22 protein-coding genes are annotated in these 22,154 nt (G+C 61.2%); 5 read left to right on the top strand and 17 right to left on the bottom strand.

From position 1 onward, the window contains the following. The first annotated feature begins 99 nt into the window (after positions 1-99). Positions 100-1,305, top strand: a complete 1,206-nt coding sequence (opgC, locus tag B3527_RS10095; RefSeq protein ID WP_290479786.1) for an OpgC domain-containing protein — start codon at positions 100-102, stop codon at positions 1,303-1,305. 64 nt (positions 1,306-1,369) lie between these two features. After that, positions 1,370-2,572 carry a serine hydrolase domain-containing protein gene (locus B3527_RS10090; protein WP_290479785.1) on the top strand — a complete coding sequence of 401 codons (1,203 nt, stop codon included), beginning with the start codon at positions 1,370-1,372 and terminating at the stop codon, positions 2,570-2,572. 12 nt (positions 2,573-2,584) lie between these two features. On the opposite strand, the gene B3527_RS10085 is transcribed toward B3527_RS10090, so the two are convergent. The 5 genes from B3527_RS10085 to B3527_RS10065 all read right to left on the bottom strand — a co-directional run bounded on the left by B3527_RS10085 (position 2,585) and on the right by B3527_RS10065 (position 6,837). Beyond that, positions 2,585-3,832, bottom strand: coding sequence for a mechanosensitive ion channel family protein (locus tag B3527_RS10085; RefSeq protein ID WP_290481461.1), 1,248 nt, complete (start codon positions 3,830-3,832; stop codon positions 2,585-2,587). A gap of 90 nt (positions 3,833-3,922) precedes the next feature. After that, entirely contained in the window at positions 3,923-4,477 is a 555-nt protein-coding gene (locus B3527_RS10080) for a pseudouridine synthase (RefSeq protein WP_290479783.1), read from the bottom strand. Then, positions 4,474-4,944 (bottom strand): GNAT family N-acetyltransferase, encoded by a 471-nt coding sequence (locus B3527_RS10075; protein WP_290479782.1) that lies wholly within the window; start codon positions 4,942-4,944, stop codon positions 4,474-4,476. Before B3527_RS10075 ends, B3527_RS10080 begins: the two co-directional genes overlap by 4 nt. Further along, the gene (kdsA, locus tag B3527_RS10070; protein WP_290481142.1) at positions 4,941-5,789 is read right to left on the bottom strand and encodes a 3-deoxy-8-phosphooctulonate synthase; all 849 of its coding nucleotides are present in this window, start codon (positions 5,787-5,789) and stop codon (positions 4,941-4,943) included. Before kdsA ends, B3527_RS10075 begins: the two co-directional genes overlap by 4 nt. A 445-nt stretch (positions 5,790-6,234) precedes the next feature. Further along, positions 6,235-6,837: an RcnB family protein gene (locus B3527_RS10065; RefSeq protein ID WP_290479780.1), complete on the bottom strand. Its 603-nt coding sequence runs from the start codon at positions 6,835-6,837 to the stop codon at positions 6,235-6,237. A 137-nt stretch (positions 6,838-6,974) separates the two neighbouring features. On the opposite strand from B3527_RS10065, the gene arfB reads away from it, so the two are divergent. Continuing rightward, positions 6,975-7,409 carry an alternative ribosome rescue aminoacyl-tRNA hydrolase ArfB gene (gene arfB / locus B3527_RS10060; protein ID WP_290479779.1) on the top strand — a complete coding sequence of 145 codons (435 nt, stop codon included), beginning with the start codon at positions 6,975-6,977 and terminating at the stop codon, positions 7,407-7,409. A gap of 6 nt (positions 7,410-7,415) precedes the next feature. Here arfB and B3527_RS10055 read toward each other — a convergent pair whose 3' ends face one another. The 8 genes from B3527_RS10055 to B3527_RS10020 form a co-directional block, all read right to left on the bottom strand. Beyond that, on the bottom strand, positions 7,416-8,471 hold the full coding sequence (locus B3527_RS10055; protein ID WP_349677862.1) for a methyltransferase domain-containing protein: 1,056 nt from the start codon (positions 8,469-8,471) through the stop codon (positions 7,416-7,418). An 87-nt stretch (positions 8,472-8,558) separates the two neighbouring features. After that, positions 8,559-10,106 (bottom strand): ribosome biogenesis GTPase Der, encoded by a 1,548-nt coding sequence (gene der, locus B3527_RS10050; protein WP_290479777.1) that lies wholly within the window; start codon positions 10,104-10,106, stop codon positions 8,559-8,561. Between the two features lie 54 nt (positions 10,107-10,160). Continuing rightward, a complete protein-coding gene (locus B3527_RS10045) occupies positions 10,161-11,510 on the bottom strand; it encodes a PQQ-like beta-propeller repeat protein (protein WP_206991106.1) in 1,350 nt (449 codons plus the stop codon). Then, on the bottom strand, positions 11,507-12,241 hold the full coding sequence (locus B3527_RS10040) for a hypothetical protein (protein ID WP_206991105.1): 735 nt from the start codon (positions 12,239-12,241) through the stop codon (positions 11,507-11,509). The genes B3527_RS10045 and B3527_RS10040 overlap by 4 nt, the downstream gene beginning before the upstream one ends. A gap of 69 nt (positions 12,242-12,310) precedes the next feature. Further along, the gene (gene panB, locus B3527_RS10035) at positions 12,311-13,147 is read right to left on the bottom strand and encodes a 3-methyl-2-oxobutanoate hydroxymethyltransferase (RefSeq protein ID WP_206993252.1); all 837 of its coding nucleotides are present in this window, start codon (positions 13,145-13,147) and stop codon (positions 12,311-12,313) included. A 69-nt stretch (positions 13,148-13,216) separates the two neighbouring features. Continuing rightward, on the bottom strand, positions 13,217-13,618 hold the full coding sequence (locus B3527_RS10030) for a GFA family protein (protein ID WP_290479776.1): 402 nt from the start codon (positions 13,616-13,618) through the stop codon (positions 13,217-13,219). A gap of 4 nt (positions 13,619-13,622) precedes the next feature. Further along, a complete protein-coding gene (locus B3527_RS10025) occupies positions 13,623-14,207 on the bottom strand; it encodes an NnrU family protein (protein WP_290479775.1) in 585 nt (194 codons plus the stop codon). A gap of 71 nt (positions 14,208-14,278) precedes the next feature. Further along, positions 14,279-14,527, bottom strand: a complete 249-nt coding sequence (locus B3527_RS10020; RefSeq protein ID WP_034810991.1) for a DUF3297 family protein — start codon at positions 14,525-14,527, stop codon at positions 14,279-14,281. Between the two features lie 169 nt (positions 14,528-14,696). Here B3527_RS10020 and B3527_RS10015 point away from each other — a divergent pair, with 169 nt between their 5' ends. Together B3527_RS10015 and B3527_RS10010 are read left to right on the top strand one after the other, a co-directional pair. After that, positions 14,697-16,709, top strand: coding sequence for a putative bifunctional diguanylate cyclase/phosphodiesterase (locus B3527_RS10015; protein ID WP_290481145.1), 2,013 nt, complete (start codon positions 14,697-14,699; stop codon positions 16,707-16,709). Between the two features lie 102 nt (positions 16,710-16,811). Beyond that, complete coding sequence (locus B3527_RS10010) at positions 16,812-17,438, top strand: sulfotransferase family protein (protein WP_290479773.1); 627 nt, start codon at positions 16,812-16,814, stop codon at positions 17,436-17,438. A 75-nt stretch (positions 17,439-17,513) separates the two neighbouring features. On the opposite strand, the gene B3527_RS10005 is transcribed toward B3527_RS10010, so the two are convergent. The 4 genes from B3527_RS10005 to thiO form a co-directional block, all read right to left on the bottom strand. Further along, complete coding sequence (locus B3527_RS10005; RefSeq protein ID WP_290480777.1) at positions 17,514-17,879, bottom strand: hypothetical protein; 366 nt, start codon at positions 17,877-17,879, stop codon at positions 17,514-17,516. Between the two features lie 128 nt (positions 17,880-18,007). Next, a complete protein-coding gene (locus tag B3527_RS10000) occupies positions 18,008-19,180 on the bottom strand; it encodes an acyl-CoA dehydrogenase family protein (protein ID WP_156947782.1) in 1,173 nt (390 codons plus the stop codon). Between the two features lie 67 nt (positions 19,181-19,247). Next, positions 19,248-20,825: an ABC-F family ATP-binding cassette domain-containing protein gene (locus tag B3527_RS09995; RefSeq protein ID WP_290479771.1), complete on the bottom strand. Its 1,578-nt coding sequence runs from the start codon at positions 20,823-20,825 to the stop codon at positions 19,248-19,250. A 132-nt stretch (positions 20,826-20,957) separates the two neighbouring features. Next, positions 20,958-22,118, bottom strand: a complete 1,161-nt coding sequence (gene thiO, locus B3527_RS09990) for a glycine oxidase ThiO (protein ID WP_206991099.1) — start codon at positions 22,116-22,118, stop codon at positions 20,958-20,960. Positions 22,119-22,154 lie beyond the last annotated feature (36 nt).

Raw genomic sequence — 22,154 nt, 5'->3', positions numbered from 1 at the left:
AACATGCTGTTTTCGAAGGAAATTCGCTGACCGCGTTCGGATTGTCACAATGGTCCACTAGGAGTAACGCTACGGCAAGCATGGTCTAGAGGTGACGAGATGACCGATGCGATTTTGACGACGGGATCGGCCACCACGGCGCCAGCGCAGAAGGCGGCGCGGTTAGTGCATATCGATGGGGCGCGGGGCTATTTGCTCATTGCCATGTTCATCGCACACTTCAATTTCACGCACTGGACGCCTGTGATCCGGTTTCATCACGGGAATTTCTCGCCTGTCTGGGATGGCGAGTTTTTTGTTCTCTTGTCCGGTTTTGTCTGCGCGCTGAGCTATCTTCGGCCCTTCTCCAAAGGCGGTATGGTCGCCTGCGAACTGGCCGTTTTGAAGCGGCTACGCTGGGTCTATCTCTATCAGATCATCGTCGCACTCTCGATGCTGTACCTGTTTGTGTCGGCCTGGCCGATGCGGCTGGATTCCCAATATGTACCAGACCTCGAAACACCGCTGTTCGTGCAGAGCCTTCAGGTTTTCACCTTCGCCAAGCAGCCGCTCTATCTCGGCATTCTGATCCTTTACATGATGCTGATGCTGTTCATTCCGGTCGGGCTTTGGTTGCTGGAGACAACGCGGACGCGCCTGTTCTTCGGAATTCTTGCGGCCTGCTGGCTGGTTGCTGCGGCGGGTTTCGATCAAGCGGTATTGGGCTGGATCTTCGCGCATGTTTTCGACACGCGGCCTTTCCTGTCTCTGACGGGTATCTTCAATCCCTTGTCCTACGCGGTCATTTTCTATGGCGGATTCTATCTCGGCTACCGGTACAAGACGGAAGGCTGGGACCATTTCAAATCCAGCATTCTGCCCACGAGCTATCCGGTCTTCTACGCGGCGCTTGCCATCACAGTGGCCTTTGCAGTTGCGGAAGCCGGGCGAGGCATGCTTGGGTCGCCTGAATGGCTGGTTGAGCCAAAGCGCCGGAACGTGTCTGGCATGGGCCTGATCAGTCTCGCTGCGATCTCGTATATCTTCTACTTCCTGCTGAACCGGGAAGACTTGGCAAAGCCCCTTATGTGGGCGCGGGCTGTGGTGGATTCTGTGTTGAGATTCCCGCCTCTGGTAATGGTCGGCCGGAATTCCCTGTTCGTGTATAGCGGCCATGTCGTGGCGGTCTTTACGGCCAGCTACTTCATTCTCTCCAACGGGTTTGAAGACAATCGGATTGTGGTGATGGTTGTCCAGATCTGCGCTCTGGCAGCTTTGCTTGGCGCGGCGCGCCTGAAGAAACGCTACCTCCCGGCCCTGCCATAGGGCTTGCCTTCCCATGGGGAGGGCGCATCACACTGGCATCAATAAAATCCTCGGGAGGGAACACATGTCAGGATCCATTGGCGGGGCGTGCGAGTCGAAATTCGCCGCCGTGAAGGAAGAATTCGAACGCAACTTTGCAGAGCGTGGAGAGGTTGGCGCCTCCGTCTGCCTGTCAGTGAATGGCGAAACGCAGGTGGACCTCTGGGGCGGCATGGCGAACCCGGAAACTGGTGATGCCTGGCGTGAGGATACGATCTCCATCGTCTTTTCCTGTTCCAAGGCCGCCACCGCGCTGTGCGCCCATATCCTGATCGACCGGGGTGAGCTGAATCCCGAGGCGCTGGTCGCCGACTACTGGCCGAAGTTTGCCAAGAACGGCAAAGAGAAGACCACGGTTCGCATGATGCTGAACCATGAAAGCGCGCTGCCGACCCTGCGCGACCCGGTCCGGCCAGGCGGGTTCGAGGACTGGGACTACATGATCCAGCGACTGGAAGATGAGGAAGCCTTCTGGGAACCGGGCACACGCAATGGCTACCACATGATCAATTTCGGCTGGACGGTGGGCGAACTGGTCCGCCGCGTGTCCGGCAAGTCGCTCGGCACCTTCTTCCGCGAGGAAGTGGCCGACAAGACCGGCGCGCGCTTCTGGCTGGGCCTGCCCGAGACCGAAGACGTTCACATCGCGCCGATCATTCCGTATGCGCCGAAGCCGGGCGATGTTCCAACCGAGTTTGCCATCAAGCTGGTGACCGAGCCGGAATCCATCCAGCACAAGAGCTTCATGAACAATGGCGGCTGGGACTTCAATAACCGCAAGTCGCAAGCCGCTGAAATCGGCGGCGGGGGCGGCCTCTCGAACGCGCGCGGACAGGTGGCGATGTATACGCCATTGGCAACCGATGACGGCACGCTCGTCTCGTCTGATCGCCTGAAGGCCATGAGCATGGTGACAACAGCGACGCAAAGCGATGCGACGCTTCTGGTCCCGACCCGGTTCGGCCCGGGCTTCATGAAGTCCATGGACAATCGCGCGCTGAACCTCGGCCCCGGCACCAGCGTCATCATGGGCGAGCAGGCCTTCGGCCATGTCGGCGCAGGCGGCTCCATCGGTTTCGCCGATCCCGAAGCGGGCCTCGCCTTCAGCTACACGATGAACCAGATGGGCAGCGGCATTCTCGTGAATGACCGCGCGCAAAGCCTGATCGATGCGGCCTATCGCGCGCTCGGCTATCGCACCAATGCACCTGGCGTATGGGTGAAGTAAGCCGCGACCTGATCAGCCATCGTCGCTGGCTTCGCCAATCCCGCCGACCTGGAGCATGCCTTCCTTGGCGGCTTGCGCCCGTGCGACGCCTTCGCTGCGCGCGGGCGGAGCCATGATTTCCGGCGGGTCGGTTTCCTGAAGGTAGATGGTGCGGCTCGGAAAGGCGAAGCCCGTGCCCGCCTTTTCGATAATGTCCATCACGGCGACGGCGAACTCTTCCTTGATCTCCAGCCACTCGCCCCAATTCTTTGTGTGGGTGAAAGTGTAGATCAGGAAGTCGATGGAGCTGGCATTGAAGCTGTCCACGCGGACGAACAGTGCGGCTTCCGGCGGCTTGGCGAACCGGTCATCATTCCAGAGCCAGGCCTCGATTTCGTCGCGGATAAATTTCAGCTGGTCCACGGTCGTGCGGTATTCCACGCCGACCACCCATTTGATGCGCCGGTGCGTCATGCGCGAGAAATTGGTCACGGCCGCATCTGACAGTGCGCTGTTGGGAACATAGACCGGGCTCTTGTCGAACCGGCGGATCAATGTCGAACGGAAATTGATCTTCTCGACCGTTCCTTCGACCACACCGTCTGCCTTGACCCACTCGCCGGGAATGAAACGCTTCTCTGAAATGATCAGCAAGCCGGAGATAAGGTTCTTGAACAAGTCCTGCGCGCCGAGGCCGACGGCGATGCCAAGCACGCCAAGGCCGGCCAGCAGGGGCGCGATCTGGATTCCCCATTGCTCCGCCACGGCGCCGAGACCCAGTACGATCAAGATGATCTGCAACGCCTTGACCATCCAGTCGACGGCGGCGGGCGACAGGGCGTCTCTCAGACCCGCGAACAGATATTCGAAGGCATGCACCGCGCGAGACAGCGTCCAGAATACGGCAAGCGTGATGATCGAGCGCAGAATGCGAGTCGCGTAGATTTCCGCCTCGCCGGAAATATTGGTCACCTGCAGCGCGATATAGATACCGATGATGACCGGGACGATCTTGAGCGGCGTCGCGATGGATTGAACGAGCGCGTCATCAAAGCCCGACTTGGTGCCGGACGCCAGGCGCATGATGGTCTTCACGATCAGCCGTGCGAACAGGCCGCGGATCATCAGCGCGATCATGATGATCACAACAGCGATGGTGATCTCGCCATAGGTCAGACCATAAGCGCCATCATTCCAGATGTTTCCGATGAAGGTTGCGGACTCGCGCGCCCAGTCGGGGGCATTCTGCTCAAACCAGCTCGAAGATTGTGTCAGGGCCATGCGGCGCTCCATCTGTTTCATCCGGTCGCGACCGGGCCTGTGGAGTGCCGTTTGCTAATCTGTGTTATGCGGCCTGTGAAGGGTTGGGGGTCAGCCCTTGATGTCGCGCCACTCGCCGGGGGCAAGGCCATTCAGGGTCCAGTCGCCGATTTGCGCGCGCACAAGGCGCAAGGTTGGATGCCCGACTGCGGCGGTCATGCGCCGGACCTGTCGGTTGCGGCCTTCGATAATGGTCAGTTCGATCCAGCAATCTGGTACCGATTTTCGAAACCGGATTGGCGGGTCGCGCGGCCAGAGATTTCCTGGCTCGTCCATCCGTCTCACCTTTGCAGGAGCGGTGCGACCATCATTCAGGTCTACGCCGGAGCGGAGGGCCTGCAATGCCTTGTCATCCGGAATACCCTCGATCTGGGCCCAGTAGACTTTGGCCATCTTGGCTTTCGGATCGGAAATGCGGGCCTGCAGCTTGCCGTCATCGGTCAGGAGTAACAGGCCCTCACTATCCCGGTCGAGCCGACCAGCGGGATAGACACGTGGGACGTCCATATAGTCTGACAGCGTCTCACGCGAGCTCGCCAGCGTACTCTTGTCGGTGAATTGGGAGAGCACATTGAACGGTTTGTTGAAGGCGATAAGGCGGGTCATGCGTCAGGGCCTTCAGGCAACAGGCCGAGCGCGGATGCGGCGGCGGGTGTTCGGATCCAGATCCAGTCACCAATCCCTTCGCTGGTGCCGCCAGGCTCGTCCGTCTCGATCCAGCCCATTGCACGGTAAAACGTGCGGGCAGTGGTGTTGGACGTATTGCATTTCAGCGAGAGCGCACTGCCATAGCGCATCATTGTTGCAACCATCAGCGACCGACCAATGCCGTGGCGGTGATAGGCTGGGTCGATGAAGAAATGATGCAGGAAGTGGTCGGGGTCCCAGACGCTCGAAAAGCCGACCGGCCGGTCATCCTTTTCTGCAACCAAAATGCTCTCGCCAGCCGTTTGGCGGTCAAACTCGGCGGCATCAACGCGTTCGATGCCAGCCAGCGGGAATACGTCACGGCTCGCCCGATAGAGGATGGTAGCAAGAGCCTCCCGGTCTGATGCTGCAGCCTCCCTGATCACGCGTTCACGACCTCATGCAGGGATTTCAACGTGCTGAGCAGGCCTTCGGCTGACGAGATCGGCAGGCAGCTCGGTCCATCGCACAGGGCCTTGTCCGGGTCGGTATGGAATTCGAGGAAGACGCCATCAGCGCCGGCGGCAATGGCCGACTTGGCGATGATGGCCACGCCGTCGCGTCGCCCGCCGGTGGACGCGCCGCCCGTGCGCGGGTCGGCGCCTGGAAGCTGGACAGCATGGGTCGCGTCGATGGTGACGGGGCAGCCGAGCTTCTGCATCTCGGGAATGCCGAGCATGTCGACGACGAGATTGTTGTAGCCAAAGCTGGAGCCGCGCTCGCACAGGATTACGCCGACATCTGCAGCTTCACCGATCTTGGAGACGATGTTCTTTGTATCCCACGGTGCGATGAACTGGGCTTTCTTGACCTGGATGATCCCTCCCGCTGCGGCAGTGGCCTTGGCGGTGGCGACAACCAGATCAGTCTGGCGGCACAGGAAAGCCGGGATCTGGACGATGTCGGCCACGTCTGCGACGGCTTCGGCCTGACCGGCTTCATGCAGATCGGTGCAGATCGGCACGCCGAGCTTGGCCTTTACGGTCGCAAGCATTTTCAGGCCATTCTCAAGCCCGGGGCCGCGAAACGACTTGATCGAGGAACGGTTCGCCTTGTCGAAGCTGGCCTTGAAGACATAGGGCAGGCCCAATTGTTCGCAAACGCGCTTCAGCTCGGTGCCAACTTCAAGGGAAAGGCCCTCGTCTTCGAGGACGTTGAGGCCCGCGATGACAGAAAGCGGTTTGCCGGTGCCGATGGTCCAGCCGGAAGTCTTGTGGGTCAGCACGTTCATCTGGGTCTCTCCGCTCAGGTGTTTTTCCAGCAAATAGCGTTGTTTCAGGCAAAAGGTAAGTCGGAGCGTTCATGCCGTTTCCATAAACAAAGAAGCCGCCCTCTGGGGCGGCTTCCGTGAGTCCTCGGGACCCAACAAGTCTGGCAGCGTTTCAGCGTGCCTTCAAATATCTCTATGCGCCGACAGGAGGCTGCTCCGGCCGGGCACCACAGGATATAAACTTGTTGATCCCTCTGGTTTTCTCACTCGACATGAATCACCTCCTTTCAAGCGTGCAACAGGCACGAACTTTGTCCAGAACCGTTCCGGACGAATCAAAGTTAAGCATGATTTGCGCCATTACAAAGTTAACTTCGCGGCTTTTTTGAATGACTGTTTCATGACGCACAAAAAACGCCCGGACCATGGGCCCGGGCGCGTTCAGTTTTCATACGCTGATCATGTGTCAATCATAGGCCAGCGCGCCGACAACCAGTCCGATGATGGCCCCCGTCGCGACGGAGGCGAGAATCGCGTCTCCGCTATGATGGTCCCGCGCCCAGTAGTGTCCGGGTGGCGGCGCGTAGAGGCCGTAAGTGTGATAGTCGCGGATATAGACCGTATGCTGGTGCGGGCGATACCAGCCACCGACATGGTAGCGCGGTTGGTAGCCACGACGATAATAGGGTCCATAAGCCCGGCTGTAGCGCACATAATTGTGACGGGGCGGTGCATAATGGCGATGCGAACGCGCGGGCGCGCGATAGACATGGCGCGGCGCGGGGCGGTAGTCGCGGCGCGGGGCATGGTGGCCGCGATTGTAATGGCCTCTATTATTGTGGCCATTATTGTAGCCTCGATTGCCACGATTATGGTCACCGCGGTGCCCATTGTCGCGTCGACCATTGTCCCGGTGTCCCCGGTCTCCACCGCGATGGCCGCCATCATGATAACCGCCGCCGCGATTGTGATCGCCGCGTCCCCGTTCTGCATAGGCAGCGGGAGCGGCAAGAAGTCCGATCGTGGCCGTCGTGGCCACCAATGTGGTGAGTGTCTTGAACAGCTTCATATCGGGCAAAGCCTCCGAAGATTGGCCCCTTGGAAACCGTTTCCGGGGCAGCCATTTCCCGCATCCTGCGGGCTTATGACAGTCAGGCTAGGCCTGCGGGGCTGAACTCTGGCTGAACACCGTGTTAAGGAAACTCCATGGCTGAATTCGGCGACATCCGTATCAATGACGAACTGACACTGCCTGCATGGGAAGTGTCGGAGGCTTTCGTGCGCGCGTCCGGGCCAGGCGGGCAGAACGTCAACAAGGTGTCGACTGCGGTACAGCTGACCTGGCACGTCGAAGCGTCATCTCTGCCACCTGATGTGAAGGCGCGCTTCGCCAAACTGTATGCCAACCGGATAACCAAGGATGGCCGACTGATGCTGGAGGCTTCGGAGCATCGGAGCCAGGCGCGCAACCGGGAATCTGCGCGCAAGCGGCTTGCCGAGATGATCCTTCGTGCCAGCCGTCGCCCGAAACGGCGCATCAAGACCAAGCCGACCTATGGCAGCGTCAAACGCCGCATCGCCACAAAGAAACGCCGAGGCGAGATCAAATCCCTCCGCGGCAATGTCGACCCGACAGAGTAGGGCGCGCTAGCAGCAGCCGCCCACCGGCGCGGGGCCGCTGGCGTCTTGCGTCTCTGCAAATACGTCCGGCGCGGCGCAGCCGGGGAAGACGCCGAAATGGGTCTTGCCGTCGCCGACCACCTCGAAGAAGGGCGCAAAGCGTGTCTCCATCAGCATGGCGAGCGTGTTGCCGCAGACCGGGAAGACGCGACCGGCTTCAATCTCGTGCTCAGCATCCAGAATGAAGACGCGCTCCATGCCTTCGACGCCGCCCTTGTAGATGACAGCCTGGCCGTAATCCTCACAGGCCGTCTCCAGACCGTCGAGCTTCATCAGGCGTGCTGTGACCGAGGCAAAGCGGATCGGCTCGACCTTTGCCTTCAATTTCGGATCTATGATGGCAAGGCGGCGATGGTTGACGACGCGCGGATCGGCAAAGCCAGCCGCCATCGCGATGGCTTCATAATCGTTCCAGTAGAGCGCCCCCGACAGGCATTCGCCATACAGGACCGGATCATCAATCAACTCCTGCGGGATCCGCCGGTCGGCATAGACGTCCGAGAAATAGAGCTCGCCGCCGGGTTTCAGCAGGCGGTGGGCCTGCCGGAAGACTTCCGGCTTGTCCGTGCAGAGATTGATCACGCAATTGGAGATGATGAGGTCAAAGGAATTGGGCTCAAGATCAAGCTCGCCCAGCTTTTCCAGTTCGCCTTTCACAAAGCGCGTATTGGGCGAGTCGTAGCCAAATTGCTCGGCGTGCCAGGCCTCATGTGCGCGGGCGACGTCCAGCTGCTCATCCGTCATGTCGACCCCGGTGACGTGGCCGGTCGGGCCAACCAGCTTGGCCAGGGCGAACACGTCGCGTCCGGCCCCGCTGCCAAGGTCCAGCACTTTCAAACCTTCCAGCGCGGCCGGGATGGCGAGGCCACACCCATAATACTTCGCGGCCACGTCATCATGGACGGCGGCGAGGGCGGCCGAGACATGCGCCGCTGGACGAGACTCCGTCGTGCAGGCATCGGTCTTCAGGTCCGACGAGCTTGTCAGCGTCTCGCCGTAATAGGTTTTCACCACATCCTGCATCTGGTTCATTTGAGTCTCCGCATTGATCGGGGCGACCCTAGGCAGGTACGCCAGTCGTTTCCAGTCACGGATATGTGTGCGAGCGCGCTAGCCCTTCTTGATCGGCTTGCCGCGATAAGGGCCCTTGCCTTGGGGCTTGCGCGCGCCGTCGGCCTTGTCAGCATAGGGGTTCTTGCCCTGCCGGACGAACAGGCGGATCGGCACGCCATGCATGTCAAAGGCATCGCGCAGATTGTTGATCAGATAGCGCTTGTAGGTTTCCGGCATCTGGTCACCGCGCGAGGCGATGAGCACGAAGGTCGGCGGACGCGCCTTCATCTGGGCCATGTAGCGTGGCTTGATGCGCTTGCCCTGAACGCTTGGCGGCGGATGGCGCTCAACCGTGTGGCGCAGCCAGCGGTTCAGATCTCCCGTCTTCACGCGTGCGGTCCAATCCTGATAGACCTTGACCACGGCTGGCATCAGCCTGTCCGTATGCCGACCAGTCAGACCGGACAGGAACACGACGGGTGCACCGCCAGCATTCGGCATCAGCCGGTTGGCAAGATCCCGGATATGTTTGGCGGCTTCATCCGGCTTTTTCACCGTGTCCCATTTGGAAATGACCAACACGACGCCGCGGCCTTCGCGCAGGGCGAGGTCGGCAATCAGCAGGTCCTGTTTTTCCATCGCCTCGTGTGCGTCCATGACGAGGGCAATGATATCTGCATATTTCAGCGAGCGGATCGTCTCGCCAGTCGACATGCGTTCAAGGCGCTCCTGCACCTTGTTCTTGCGGCGCAGGCCAGCGGTATCAACCAGGCGGATGCGGCGGCCTTCCCATTCCCAGTCAATAGAGATGGAGTCGCGCGTGATGCCGGCTTCGGGACCCGTCAGCAGGCGGTCCGATTGTAGCAGCTGGTTGATCAGCGTGGACTTGCCGGCATTCGGGCGGCCGACAATGGCCAGTTTGATCGGCTTGTCGTCTTTTTGCGGCTCGGGTTCAACGTCGACATCCGCCGCTTCAATGGCGGCGACGAGATCATCATCGGACACGGAGAAATCGTCGATATCGATATGGGCGAGCTTCTCGATAATGTCCTCGGCGGCGCGGGGATCATAATCCAGTTCGGCCTCCTGCAGGGCGAGTTCGAACGCTTCCTCGCCCAGTGCCTGACGAATGGCTTCGTAAAGTTCGGCCATGCCCTCGCCATGCTCGGCAGACAAGCCAATCGGTTCACCCAGGCCCAGCGACCAGGCATCCATCACGCCGACCGTGCCCTGTTTGCCTTCAGCCTTGTTGGCCGCCAGAACGATCGGGATATTGGCCTTGCGCAGCAGGGCGGCAAAGTTATCGTCTTCCGGGGTGACGCCAACGCGGGCATCAATCAGGAAGAGGGCCAGTTCAGCCTCGGCAATCGCGGCCTCGGTCTGTTGGCGCATGCGGGATTCGAGACTGTCGTCATAGGAGGTCTCATAGCCCGCTGTGTCGATCAGGACCAATGGCAGGGAGGCAAGACGCCCTTCCGCCTGCTTCCGGTCACGCGTCACACCCGGCTGGTCATCGACCAGCGCGATCTTCTTGCCGACGAGGCGGTTGAAGAGGGTCGACTTGCCCACATTGGGGCGTCCGACGATGGCGAGTTTCAAAGGCATGGCGGGGCCCGCTCCTATGCGTTCAGGCGAGGCGCGCCAGCCCGGCGCAGCCTGCTACTGAATCGCAACCAGTTTTGCTTCATCGGTCAGCAGGAAGACTTTTCCCTGCACGGCGATGGGTTCGATGTAAGTCGTGTCCTTGATATCCAGAGACGCGGTCTGTTCGCCCGTCTGCGGATCAAAGGCGAGCAGCTCGCCATAGGACGAAACGATGAGGATGCGTCCCGACGCAAGAAGCGGACCGGAATAGCTGATCCGTTTCTTCTTTTTCTTCTCGTTCTTGTACTGCGGCAGCTCGGTGACCCAATAGGCGTCGCCTGAGCCAGCATCCAGCGCCGCCAGAGTGGCATTGGTGCCGATGACAAACAGGAATTTACCGCTGAGTGCTGGGGCTTGGGTCGAGCCGATGGGGCGCGCCCAGACGCGATTGCCGCTGCGCCCGTCAATCGCGACCGTGATGCCGGACTGGCTCGACGCGAAGACGAGGCCACCGGCCAGAACCGGGCGTGAGCCGATATCGTTGATCTCGGAAATCGGTGTGAAGCGGCCGGCCTGCGAAATGGCATCCGTCCAGAGGCGACGGCCATTATTGGCAAGATAGGCGATGATCTCACCAGAGGAGTAAGGCGCGATCACGAAGTCTTCGATGGCGGCCGGGCTTGGGCTGCCGAGGACGCGGGCGGATTCCGCAATTGCCTGATCGCTCCAATCGGTCTCGCCGGTCTCAAGGTCCAGCGCGAACACTTCATTATTGTTGGAGGCGACAAAGATCGTGCCGTCCTTGACGGTGGGGGCACCCGTCATGGGCACGCCAAGCTCGCGCTTCCACAATTCGGTCCCGTCTTCGGCGCTGACGCGTGTGACATAGCCAAAGCCACTTGCGACGATCAGCGTACCATCTGTCACGGCAAGGCCGCCGCCGAGCGCGGTCTTGTCGCGCTTGGTCAGGCCTTTGAGTTCCTTTTTCCAGAGCGTGCGGCCGCTGGAGATTTCCGTCGAATAGATCGTCTGGTCCGCATCCAGCGTGTAGATGGCAGTCTCGCTGGCGACCGGTGGCGTGGTCACGGCAGACTTGTTGCTGGAGCCTTTGCCGACCGAATTGCGCCAGGCGATTTTCAGGTCAGGCGCTGCATTGACGTGGCCTGGTGCCTTGGCGGGGGTTCCGCCTGCTTCCGGCCAGGATGCCATATCCGTGGGAGGCAACAGTTCGATGGATTCCGTGGCCAGCTCAGGCTTGGCCTCAACCGCTTCCTCCGCGAGCACCATCGTGACGCGGCCAGCCTTGTCGAGCTGTTCCTTGTCGTCATTGCCGGAATTGCCGAAGAACGGAATGCTGCTGCAGGCCGTCAGGGCGATGAACGCCGTTGCGGTTGCGGTCAGCTTGAGTGGGCGTGAAAGCCTCATTGGCCGGTCTCCTCGATATCGGCAGTTTCAGCGGGCGCTTCGCCCTCAACTGGTGTCTCAGTGTCGCTTGCGGCCGCTTCTTCAGCTGGCGCGGGCGGGATCGCAGCAAGGGCGATCTCGGCGCGGCGCTTCACGCCTTCGGGCGCAGCCGCATCAAAGCGGAGACGGTTGAACTCGGTCCGGGCGCGGGCAATGTCGCCGCTCTCGAAAGCTTTCGCCGCGATCAGTTCACGGGCAAGCGCGCCGAGCGGGCCTTCATCCTCGACCAGGCTGCCGAGCGTCGCTTCAAGGTCTGCCATGGACTGGGTGTCGACCGAGAAATACGCGGTCTTCAGGATGGACAGGCGCTCATACGGGCTGCCTTCCACGGCAGCCACGGCCGATAGGGTGCGCGTGGCGCCATTGGCGTCGCCGCCGCCCTCATATTGGGTCTGCGCCAGATATTGCGCTGCCAAAGGCGCGATCTTGCCACTGCCTTCGGCCAATTCACGGAACGCGGCTTCGGCCTCGACGTAATTGTCTTCTTCCAGCAGGGTCAGGGCGTTCTCGAAGGCGAGCGCGCGTTCTGCCCGGGCCTGTTCAGCCTGTGGGCGCAACACGAATTCATTTAGGGCCACCGCCCCGATGAGCAGCGCTGCCGCGCCATAGATAAAGGGCCTGTAGCGTGTCCACAGCCCTTCCATCTTGTCCTGGCGCAGGCTTTCATCGACTTCGTCAAAAATGTCGCTCAACGTGGCGCTCCGATCGGGTAATCTGACTTCGGGGGGAACCTAGACGCGCCTGCGCCCAGCTGCAACGTGTCAGGGCTGTTTCGCCTCAGGTTTTCGCAGGGAATAGGTCTCGGCTTCGCCGGGGAATTCGCGGGACCGGACGTCGACAGCAAACTGGCCGAGGGCGGTGTCGATCTCGCTGCGGAGGTCGGCGTAACGGCGCACGAATTTTGGCGCCCAGTCGAACAGGCCCAACATGTCCTGTGTGACCAGTACCTGGCCATCGCAGCTGGCGGACGCGCCGATGCCGATTGTGGGGCAGCTGACGGCCTTGGTAATCTCGTCGGCGAGATCGCGCGCAACGCCTTCGATGACAATGGCAAATGCGCCCGCTTCGTCTGCAGCGCGCGCCTCGTTCAGCACGATGTCGCGTTCGGATTCGGTGCGGCCCTTGGCGCGGAAGCCACCATCGACATTCACCGCCTGCGGGCGCAGGCCGACATGGCCCATGACCGGAATGCCACGCTCCACAAGATGGGCGATCTGGGTAGCGGCATAGGCGCCGCTCTCGATCTTGACCGCCTGACAGCCGGTTTCCTTCATGATGCGGGCGGCATTCAAAAAGGCCTGATCTTCGCTCGTCTCGTAGCTGCCAAAGGGCATATCGACGACGACGAAGGCCTGCTGGCTGCCGCGCATCACGGCCTGACCGTGCAGGATCATCATCTCCATCGTCACGCCAACGGTCGAGGGCAGGCCATGGACCACCATGCCGACGCTGTCGCCAACGAGGATCAGGTCGGCATGCGGGTCCATGATCTCGGCCATTGGCGCGTCATAGGCCGTCAGGCAGACGAGCGGTTCACCCCCTTTGGCGGCGGCGATATCCTTGACGGTTTTTCGGGAAATACGAGTTTGTTTCGACATGGCCAGCGACTTAGCCTGCCTCAGACCGGCGGGCAAGCGCATGTGAACGGTCGCTCCGGCGCTGCCGGATCAGCTGCGGCCTTTGGGGAAGTGCTGCAGGGCGGTGGGTATGTCCACCCACTCATGCCGGGTTTCTTCCCAGACCGAGCGGATCGGCCCGGGAAAGCGCGGATCTGCGATCGCCCCTACGGCGATACCTGCTGCTTCCGGGTGCTTTTCCGTGACCCAGTAGACGGTAGACCCGCAAGTGGGACAAAAATAGGTCGTGAAGGTACCCCCGCTGTCAGCTTCGCGTGTCCAGGGGGTAGCCTTGCCTGTAATGGTCAAAGCAGTGAGCAGGTAATATGCCCCCACTCCGAAGGGGGAGCCGGTGCGACGCTGGCACGCGGTACAGTGACAGGCGACAACGGCCGGCGTGATATCGTCAGGCAGTGTGACTTTCAGGGCGCCGCAAGCGCATTGCGCATCCATGTGACTACACTCCCGGCACGACAGGCACGCCGATCAGCCATCGATGCAGGTGGAAGACGAACGCGACATACACGCCGGTCCCGATCACCAGCGCGCCAATGTCTCCCATATTGGACACCGCCACATCACCCGGCGGGCCATTGTCGCCGCGCTTCTTCACTGCGATCCGGTCGATCACGGCATAGGCGAGGAAGCTGCCAAACAGGATGATCGAGTTCCACTCGCCATTGGCCAGAAGGTGACCAAGCGCCCAGAGCTTCACCGCCACCAACATGGGGTGCTTCAGGGCTTTTTTGATCCGGCCTGTCGGCAGGTTGGCAGCGACGAGGAAGATCAAGGCTGGCAGCATCAGCGCCATGTTGACGTGTGAGCCCCAACTGGGCGCGAAATAGAGCGATCCCATCCAGCGCGCTGCGTCATAGCCATAGATGATCAGGACCAATCCGATCAACGAAATCAGGCTGTAGAGCCCCATATAGGGGCCGTAGCCTATACGTTGTTTCAGATCCTCTCCCGGTTTTCGGCTTCGAAACGCGGAAAACAGATGGACCCCAAAGAACACGACCAGCCCGGCAATCAGATACGGCATGACGATTTCCTCCCGAGCGGGAGTCTATGCGGAGTCCGGGATGTGGGAAAGTGGAAAGCCTGAAGGCGGCCTCAGCCCTCGGGCTGATCCTTGAGCCAGACTTCGACATTGCCTTTCAGCTTCAGCGTGAGAGGCTTGCCCTTGCGATCAAGCGCCTTGCCAGCGGCAACGCGGATCCAGCCTTCAGATACACAATACTCCTCGACATTGGTTTTCTCGGTTCCGTTGAAGCGGACGCCGATCTCGCGTTGCAGCAAATCTGCATCGTGAAACTTGCTGTCTGGATCAAGGGCGAGGCGGTCTGGGAGCGTGTCGGTCATGTGATGCTGTTTGCCAGCGAATGCGGGAATTGCAAGAGCCCAGACGCAACTTGATGGCCCGAAATGGGAATGAAGACATGGTTAATGGAAAGTAGTGGAATCATTTCCCCACTAAACCGGGCTTTATGGAACTGTCGCTATTGGTTACCGCAGAACAGAACAGGCTGATATGCGAAGTATATCCGACATCAAGCATTACCGTACAATGCTCCAGAACGCGCGAACGCTCGAAGAAGCGGTCGTCATGGAGCAAATGCGCGCGACTTCGAGAAATTTGTCAGCGCTCTACGCGATGTTGTGTGTCGCGTCGCTGTCGCTCGGGATGAGCTTCCTGAACCATGCGCCGTTATACCTGACACTCGGCCTGCCATGCCTGTTCATCGTAGGGAGTATCCTGCGGATCAATCACTGGCGCGATTCACAGGCTGAATTCACAGATCCCCTGCGCGCCCAGCGTGATTTCGTGGTGATAGAAATTGGCTCGCTGATCATCTTTGCGGTCATCGGAGGCTGGATTGCTCTATTGTGGCCCTACGCGATCGGTCGGCAGGAAGCGCAATTGGCTCTGTTTACCGGCCTGATCGGCCCGGTTGGCATGATGTGCTCAATGCCGCGCCCGCGTATTGTGGCAGCTGGCTTGTCGGGGACGTTGCTGATATTCTGCTTTGTCTTCGTGCGCCATGATCCGTTTTACTATGGCTATATGGCCGTGCCGATGGCGGTGTCGTATGCGGCATTCCTGAAAGTGTCCCTGACTTACAAGCAGCGCATCGCGGAATCGGTGATGCTGCACAATGAGCTGGTCTCTGAGAATGAGCGGGCATCGGGCCTGGCGGAATCCAATCGCTTCCTGGCCTTGTCAGATACCCTGACCGGCCTGCCGAACCGCCGCCGCTTCTTCGAGCAGATAAACCTTTTCTTCGAGCGCAGCCCGAATGGGGAATTGCCGATTGTCGGACTGGTCGACCTGGACGGCTTCAAGCCCTTGAATGACGTGTTCGGACATTCGGCAGGGGATGCCATGCTGGTGGAAACAGCAAACCGCATGAAGGCAGCGGCGGCCCGCTATGGTGGTTCGGTCGCGCGCCTTGGCGGAGATGAGTTCGCGTACGTCCTGCCGTGGAACACATCGCGCGAGGAAGCCATGAAGTTCTCGCTGGAACTGGTCGCTTCGATCAGTCACCCGGTTGTCCTGCCGAGTGGAGATATCAGCCGCGTATCGGCCTCGGTCGGCATGTCTTCGCGCAGCTTTGATGTCGCCTCGGCAAAAGACCTGCTTGAGCAGGCAGATTTTGCCCTGTTCCGCGCCAAGGAAGCGACGTCCGGCCCCGTGGTCGAGTTTTCGTCTCATCATGCCGCCAGCAAACGCCGCGAAGTGCTTGTGCACCAAGCTTTCAAGAATGCGGATCTCGACAAGGAAATTCATCTGGTTTTCCAGCCGATCATCGACACACGCGATGGGGCCATTCGGCGTTGCGAGGCACTGGCGCGCTGGGACAGTCCGGAAATTGGTATGGTGCCGCCGGGCGAGTTCGTGCCGATTGCCGAGAAAGCTGGCATGACCCAGGAAATGACTCTGGCAGTCTTCCGCAAGGTGATTGCCCAGTTGAAGGTTTGGCCGGAAACGGCACGTATTGCGGTGAACCTGTCTGCGCAGGATGTGAACAGCCGGCAGTGTACGGACCTGCTTGCCTCGATGCTGATCCGCCAGCCGCCGAGCCTGCGCCAGCGCATTTCGATTGAGGTGACCGAATCCTCTTTGCTGACGGATTTCACCGAGGTTCACAACAACCTGCTGAAATTCCGGGAACTGGGTGTGAAGATCGCGCTGGATGATTTCGGCACGGGCTTCTCGTCCCTGCGGTACTTGCAGGAATTGGAATTCGACATTGTGAAGATCGATCGAAGCTTCATTTCGTCAATCGACCACAATCAGAAAAGCTTTGGCCTTGTCCGGACGATCAGCCGCCTCTGCCGGTCGCTGTCGATTGCCTGTGTGGCGGAAGGCGTGGAGACCCGCGAGGAACTGGACCATGTGCGCTCGGCCGGGTGCCATCTGGTCCAAGGCTATATCTTCACCAAGCCCCTGATGGCCGAGAAGATGCTGCCTTACCTGACCGGCGAGCTGAAGTTCGACGGCATGGGATCCATGCTGTCGGTCCCGACCCAGGTGGTCGCCTGATCGACTTCGCCCTGCAAGGCAAATTTCTTGTTACCGCCCGCCTCATGGTCATGCTATGGAAACAGCAGGGACGCCTGAAAGGCTGTGAAGGGAACAAATTCAATGACACTATCCGTAATCAGCGCCGGTTTCGGGCGCACAGGCACGATGTCGCTCAAACTGGCGCTCGAGCAACTCGGCTTCGGGCCGTGCCATCACATGATCGAGGTCATCGAGAATGGCGAGGCACAGGTTCCGCTCTGGAATTCTGCGCTGGCAGGCACACCAGACTTCGGCGCCATTTATGACGGGTACAATTCCGCCGTGGACTGGCCAACCGCAGCCTTCTGGCAGGAGACGGCCGAGGCCTATCCGGACGCGAAGATCATCCTTTCGACGCGTTCCGCCGAGAGCTGGTACAGCAGCATATCCGAGACCATTCTGGCCACCGTCTGGGCGCCGGACACCTGGCCGCCGCAAGCGACCGAATGGTTCAAGATGGTGACAAAAGTGCTGGAGCGCAGCTTTGGCGGCGCGAAAGACAAGGACAGCCTGATCGCCGCCTTCAACGCGCACGAAGCCGAAGTGAAGGCGACCATTCCCGCCGAGCGCCTTCTGGTCCATTCGGCCAAGGATGGCTGGGAACCACTCTGCGCCTTCCTGGGTAAGCCGGTGCCCGCCGAGCCTTATCCGCGTACCAACAGTAAGGAAGAATTCTTCCAGCACATGACCAAGGCCGACAACATGTAGGCTGGCCGCGCCAGCAGGTGCGACGCCTGTGAGGGCGCTTCGGGGGAGTTTGAATTTTCGTGAAAGGTGGCGCGGTCAGGGGTCCGGACCGGGCAGGGCGTAGCTTTGGCTGAACGGCATCTGGCAGCTTGGTTCGCCCGCATCAAGTCGCACACGGTTCCGGTGTTCGCCGGGATGGGCGGAGTCCAGATCGCCGATCGCCAGGCGGAAAGCCTTTGACCATGTGAAGGCCAGCGGGTCCGGGTCGCGCTCATGCGGCGCGTCGCCGATCCATTGAAGATACACGGTGCCGCGATGGTCGATGACCGTCATGAACGGAACGCCCCGGCCCTTCAGCGCCCGCACATACAGGCGCAGGGCGACCATCTGCAGCCAGATCCAGAACCGGTAGGGTTCCAGATGCGGCGATAGCGGGCCGAGCGGGGCAAACAGCGAGTCCATGCAGCCAATCCTGCCACGGCGCCAAGTCCGGTTGGATAGGGCGTAGAAAAAACCCCTGACCTGCGCGGCAGGTCAGGGGTTTTGACGTTAAAGGGCCGGGGACAGGCCGGGTGGTCTCCCCGGATCAATTAGTAACTCTTCGGCAGGCCGAGGACGCGTTCGGCGATGAAGTTGAGGATCATCTCGCGGCTGACCGGGGCGATGCGGGCGAGCATGGCTTCGCGCATCATGCGCTCGACATGGTATTCTTTCGCGTAGCCCATGCCGCCATGTGTCAGCACGGCGGTCTCGCAGGCGCGGAAGCCGGCTTCGGTGCCGAGATATTTCGCGGAATTGGCTTCGGCCCCGCAATCCTGTCCGGCATCATAGAGCCCGGCCGCCTTGTAGGCGAGCAGTTCGGCGGCGGAGAGTTCGGCCCAGGATTTTGCCAGCGGATGCTGGATGCCCTGATTCTGGCCAATCGGACGGCCAAAGACGACGCGCTCTTTCGCATAAGTTGCGGCCCGCTCCAGCGCGGAAAAGCCAAGCCCGATGGATTCCACCGCGAACAGGACGCGCTCCGGGTTCAGGCCCTGAAGCAGGTATTTGAAGCCTTCGCCTTCTTCGCCGATCAGGTGGTCTTTCGGCACTTCGAGCCCGTCAATATAGAGCATGTTGCACTCGACCGCCTTGCGGCCCATTTTCGGGATCGGCTGGCGCTCGATCTTGTTCGGGTCGAGGTCTGTGTAGAACAGGGAGAGGCCGAGATAGGGCTTGGCGCACTGGTCCTTGGGCGTGGTGCGCGCGATGATCAGGATCTTGTCGGCGCGCTGGGCCCCGGTCGTCCAGATCTTGCGTCCATTGATCGTGTAGCCGGTATTGGTGCGCTCGGCCTTGGTTTCGAGGCTGGACGTGTCGAGGCCGGAATTCGGCTCGGTCACGGCAAAGCACATCTTCTCCTCGCCAGAGATGATCTTGGGCAGGTTTTCGCGCTTCTGTTCCGGATTGCCGAAGCGCTCCAGGGGCTTCGGCCCGAAAATGTTGAGATGGATGGCAGAGGCGCCGGAATAGCCCGCGCCGGTGCGCGTGACCGTCTGCATCATCAGCGCCGCTTCGGTCAGGCCAAGGCCCGCGCCGCCATATTCCTCCGGGAAGGCAATGCCGAGCCAGCCGCCCGCGGCCATGGCGTCACAGAATTCCTCCGGCCAGTCGCCGGTCTCGTCCGTCTTCGCCCAGTAATCATCCCCAAAGGGTTCGAGCGTTTTTTCGACGGCGGCCTTGATGGCGGCCTGATCTTCACTCATCGGCGCGATCTGATGCATGTGACGTAATCCTCCTGAGGGCCAGACTTAAGGCGGCCATGCAGGCCCGTCCAGCGATTGCCCTGCGTCAGGGGAGCGCAATTGTGCGCGTGATGCCAATGGCTGTGAGGAAGGCTGGGTCGTGGCTGATGACGAGGAGGGCGCCGGAATAGGCGTTGAGGGCGGCTTCTAGGGTTTCGATCGTGGCCATGTCGAGATGATTGGTCGGCTCGTCCAGCAGGAGGAGTTCGGGCGGCTCGGGCGCGGCAAAGATGGCGGCGAGGCCCGCGCGCAGGCGTTCGCCGCCGCTGAGCGTCGCCACGGACTGGTGGGCAGCCTCATTTCGGAAGGCGAAGCGGGCGAGGGCGGCATGGGTTTCATTCTTTGTCAGGTGCGGCTGGACGGCGAGGATGGCCTCGAGAATCGAGCCGCCCGAGGGCAGCAGGCTGACATGCTGGTCCAACCGGGCGATGCGGGGCGTCAGCGTCTCGACCGTGCCGGAGGCGGGGGCGATTTCGCCAAGGACCATGCGCATCAGCGTCGACTTGCCGGCGCCATTCGGGCCGGCAATGGCGATCCGCTCCGGCCCTCTGATGTCAAAGCTGAGCGGCCCGAACAGGCGGCGGTTGCCGAAGGCGGCGACGGCCTCGGTCACGCGCAGGATGTCCTTTGACCGGGGCAGGTGAACCGGCGGCAATTCCATCGTGACGGGCGCGGTAACTTCGACCCTGGCGCGGGCGGCTTCCAGTACGGCAGCGCTTTCATTGGTCTGGCGGCTGGCAAGGTCGCCGCCCCGTGCGGCGGTGGCCTCGGCGCGTTCCTGCCGCTTGTCGAGCAGCATCTTGGGGGCATCACCCTTTGCGCGGGCGGTGCGGCCCGCCTTGTCGCGCCGGTCCTGTTTTTCCTTTGCGCGCTGGGCGTCTGCCTGTGTGCGACGCAGGGCGGTCTGGGATCTGGCGAGATCAGCTTCGGCCTGTGCGCGGGCAGCGTCGCGGGCTTCGCGGAAGTCGCTCCACCCGCCGCCGAACACGGTCACGCCTATGGGGGACAATTCCACGATCCGGTCCGTCTGTTCCAACAGGTCGCGGTCATGGCTGGCGATGAGTGCGCCACCGCGCCAATCGCGCAGGAGCTTCGCGATGGCGGCACGGCCATCCGTATCAAGATTGTTGGTGGGTTCGTCCAGCAGCAATATGTCGGGCTCTTCCAACAGGAGCCGGGCGATCATGATTCGTGTGCGTTCGCCGCCGCTGAGCCGGTATAGGCGGGTGTCCCATGGCATGTCGCGGAGACCGGTCGATGCCAGAACGGATTCGAGCCGGGACTCCAGCGTCCAGTCGGCCAAATCGGCATCTTCCAGTGAACCTTCACCCGCTGCCAGGCGCGCAAGTCGGGCAAGGCCGTCTGCCGCACCGAGCGTTTCGGAGATGGTCTGGGCTTCGTCCGCGATCTGGGCGAGGCGGCCCAGGCGGCCGTGCACGGACAGGCTGCCGCGTGCAGGCTCCACATCGCCGGCTATGGCGCGCAACAGGGTGGACTTGCCGCAGCCATTGCGGCCGACAAGGCCAATGCGTTCGCGGCCGAGCGACAGGGTCAGGCCGTCAAAGAGCGGCGTGCCGTCAGGCGTGGTGAGGGAAAGGGAATCGAGCGTGAGAAAGGAAGACATGGACAGGCCGTGCGATCATGGAAAGGGTCAGCGAAGCATTGGGCTTTGCGTAATCCATGTCTTTGGCCTCCAGTGGTTTCTCTGCGGATCGAAGCGCCTACATACGCATTCCGGCGCTGAATTCAAGGAAAATCAGACTTGCGCCGGAAGCGCGCGAGATGGCGCGAAGGCAGCGGCAAGGTCGCTGGAGTCGCCACCCAGTATCAGGTCAGCCACGATCCTTGCCGTGATGGGCGTCAAAAGGATGCCATTGCGATAATGGCCTGCGGCGACGAACATGTTGGGCTGGCGCGTGCGACCGAGAAAGGGCGCGAAGTCTGGTGTACCGGGACGTATGCCGGACCATGCGGAGGTGATGCGGGCATCCGCCAGCGAGGGCACGATGCGAGAAGCGTCTTGGAGGAGGTTGGCGACATCATCCGTGTTCGGCATACCTGTCGTACGGCCGGGCTCCATCGTGGCGCCGATGACAAGTTGGTCGCCACGTGGCACCATGTAGATCGGACCGGCGCGCAGTGTGGTGGCGGGGTGGTCTGCCCGACGCTCAACCGACAGCATCTGGCCGCCATAAGTGTCGATCTCATCCAGCGACGAGTCCCAGTTTGCCAGGCTGAATTGCTTGCCATGTTCGGTCACTTTCAACTCGCCGCTCTGCCAGCCGGCTGTGATCAGAATGAAATCATGGCCTTCCACATCCAGCGCGTCGTCGTGTGACTGTAACGGTGCGGGCGTGCGTTCCAGCATGATGCGAGGGTGGCGTTCACACAGGGCGAGCAGCGCCGAGACGACGGCGCGATTGTTCACGTGGCCATCCGTGGTGAGCTGCAGGACGCCGCGCAGGTCAGGCGACAGCGCCGGTTCGATCCGGCGTGCGGCATCCATGTCCAGCCGCTGGCCGGGCAGGCCGCGCTTGGTCAGCGTGTCGAGGATTCCGTCGAGGTGGGCTGCCATTGCTTCACTCGCGGCGACCGCCAGGGATGGTCCGGCCGCATATCCGACAGTTTCTCCGCTTTCGGTTTCAAGGTGCGCTGCAAATTCCGGCCAGAGCCGCGCGCTTTCAAGACAGAGATCAAAAAGTTGGGGGTGAACGCCCGGCTCTGAGGCGGCCTCGAAGGCGGGGGCAATCATGCCAGCAGCAGCCCAGCTGGCGCCGCGACCGGGTGTGTTGGGATCGTAGAGCGTGATGGCCGCGCCGCGCCGGGCGAGTTCGAGCGCGCAGCTGAGGCCGATAATGCCCGCGCCAGCGATGGCAATGCGGGGGGAAGATGTTTCGGGGCGGGCGGCGCAGGTCATCTGCGCTATCTATGCCATTCTACTAGCGAATTGAAC

This window comes from Hyphomonas sp. UBA4505 (genome assembly GCF_002388685.1).
GTDB lineage: Bacteria > Pseudomonadota > Alphaproteobacteria > Caulobacterales > Hyphomonadaceae > Hyphomonas.
The sequence above is the reverse complement of the archived record's forward strand: the minus strand, read 5'-3'. Positions and strand labels throughout refer to the sequence as shown.

Excerpts from the sequence above, each read along its gene's own strand:
- B3527_RS09995 (WP_290479771.1), bottom strand. The coding sequence starts at position 20,825 with ATGTCTTCCTTTCTCACGCTCGATTCCCTTTCCCTCACCACGCCTGAC.
- B3527_RS10065 (WP_290479780.1), bottom strand. The coding sequence starts at position 6,837 with ATGAAGCTGTTCAAGACACTCACCACATTGGTGGCCACGACGGCCACG.
- kdsA (WP_290481142.1), bottom strand. The coding sequence starts at position 5,789 with ATGAACGTGCTGACCCACAAGACTTCCGGCTGGACCATCGGCACCGGC.
- B3527_RS10015 (WP_290481145.1), top strand. The coding sequence starts at position 14,697 with ATGCGAAGTATATCCGACATCAAGCATTACCGTACAATGCTCCAGAAC.
- B3527_RS10020 (WP_034810991.1), bottom strand. The coding sequence starts at position 14,527 with ATGACCGACACGCTCCCAGACCGCCTCGCCCTTGATCCAGACAGCAAG.
- der (WP_290479777.1), bottom strand. The coding sequence starts at position 10,106 with ATGCCTTTGAAACTCGCCATCGTCGGACGCCCCAATGTGGGCAAGTCG.
- B3527_RS10005 (WP_290480777.1), bottom strand. The coding sequence starts at position 17,879 with ATGGACTCGCTGTTTGCCCCGCTCGGCCCGCTATCGCCGCATCTGGAA.
- B3527_RS10045 (WP_206991106.1), bottom strand. The coding sequence starts at position 11,510 with ATGAGGCTTTCACGCCCACTCAAGCTGACCGCAACCGCAACGGCGTTC.
- opgC (WP_290479786.1), top strand. The coding sequence starts at position 100 with ATGACCGATGCGATTTTGACGACGGGATCGGCCACCACGGCGCCAGCG.
- B3527_RS10080 (WP_290479783.1), bottom strand. The coding sequence starts at position 4,477 with ATGACCCGCCTTATCGCCTTCAACAAACCGTTCAATGTGCTCTCCCAA.
- B3527_RS10090 (WP_290479785.1), top strand. The coding sequence starts at position 1,370 with ATGTCAGGATCCATTGGCGGGGCGTGCGAGTCGAAATTCGCCGCCGTG.
- panB (WP_206993252.1), bottom strand. The coding sequence starts at position 13,147 with ATGTCGAAACAAACTCGTATTTCCCGAAAAACCGTCAAGGATATCGCC.
- B3527_RS10055 (WP_349677862.1), bottom strand. The coding sequence starts at position 8,471 with ATGCAGGATGTGGTGAAAACCTATTACGGCGAGACGCTGACAAGCTCG.
- B3527_RS10030 (WP_290479776.1), bottom strand. The coding sequence starts at position 13,618 with ATGGATGCGCAATGCGCTTGCGGCGCCCTGAAAGTCACACTGCCTGAC.
- arfB (WP_290479779.1), top strand. The coding sequence starts at position 6,975 with ATGGCTGAATTCGGCGACATCCGTATCAATGACGAACTGACACTGCCT.
- B3527_RS10000 (WP_156947782.1), bottom strand. The coding sequence starts at position 19,180 with ATGCATCAGATCGCGCCGATGAGTGAAGATCAGGCCGCCATCAAGGCC.
- B3527_RS10085 (WP_290481461.1), bottom strand. The coding sequence starts at position 3,832 with ATGGCCCTGACACAATCTTCGAGCTGGTTTGAGCAGAATGCCCCCGAC.
- B3527_RS10025 (WP_290479775.1), bottom strand. The coding sequence starts at position 14,207 with ATGCCGTATCTGATTGCCGGGCTGGTCGTGTTCTTTGGGGTCCATCTG.
- B3527_RS10010 (WP_290479773.1), top strand. The coding sequence starts at position 16,812 with ATGACACTATCCGTAATCAGCGCCGGTTTCGGGCGCACAGGCACGATG.
- thiO (WP_206991099.1), bottom strand. The coding sequence starts at position 22,118 with ATGACCTGCGCCGCCCGCCCCGAAACATCTTCCCCCCGCATTGCCATC.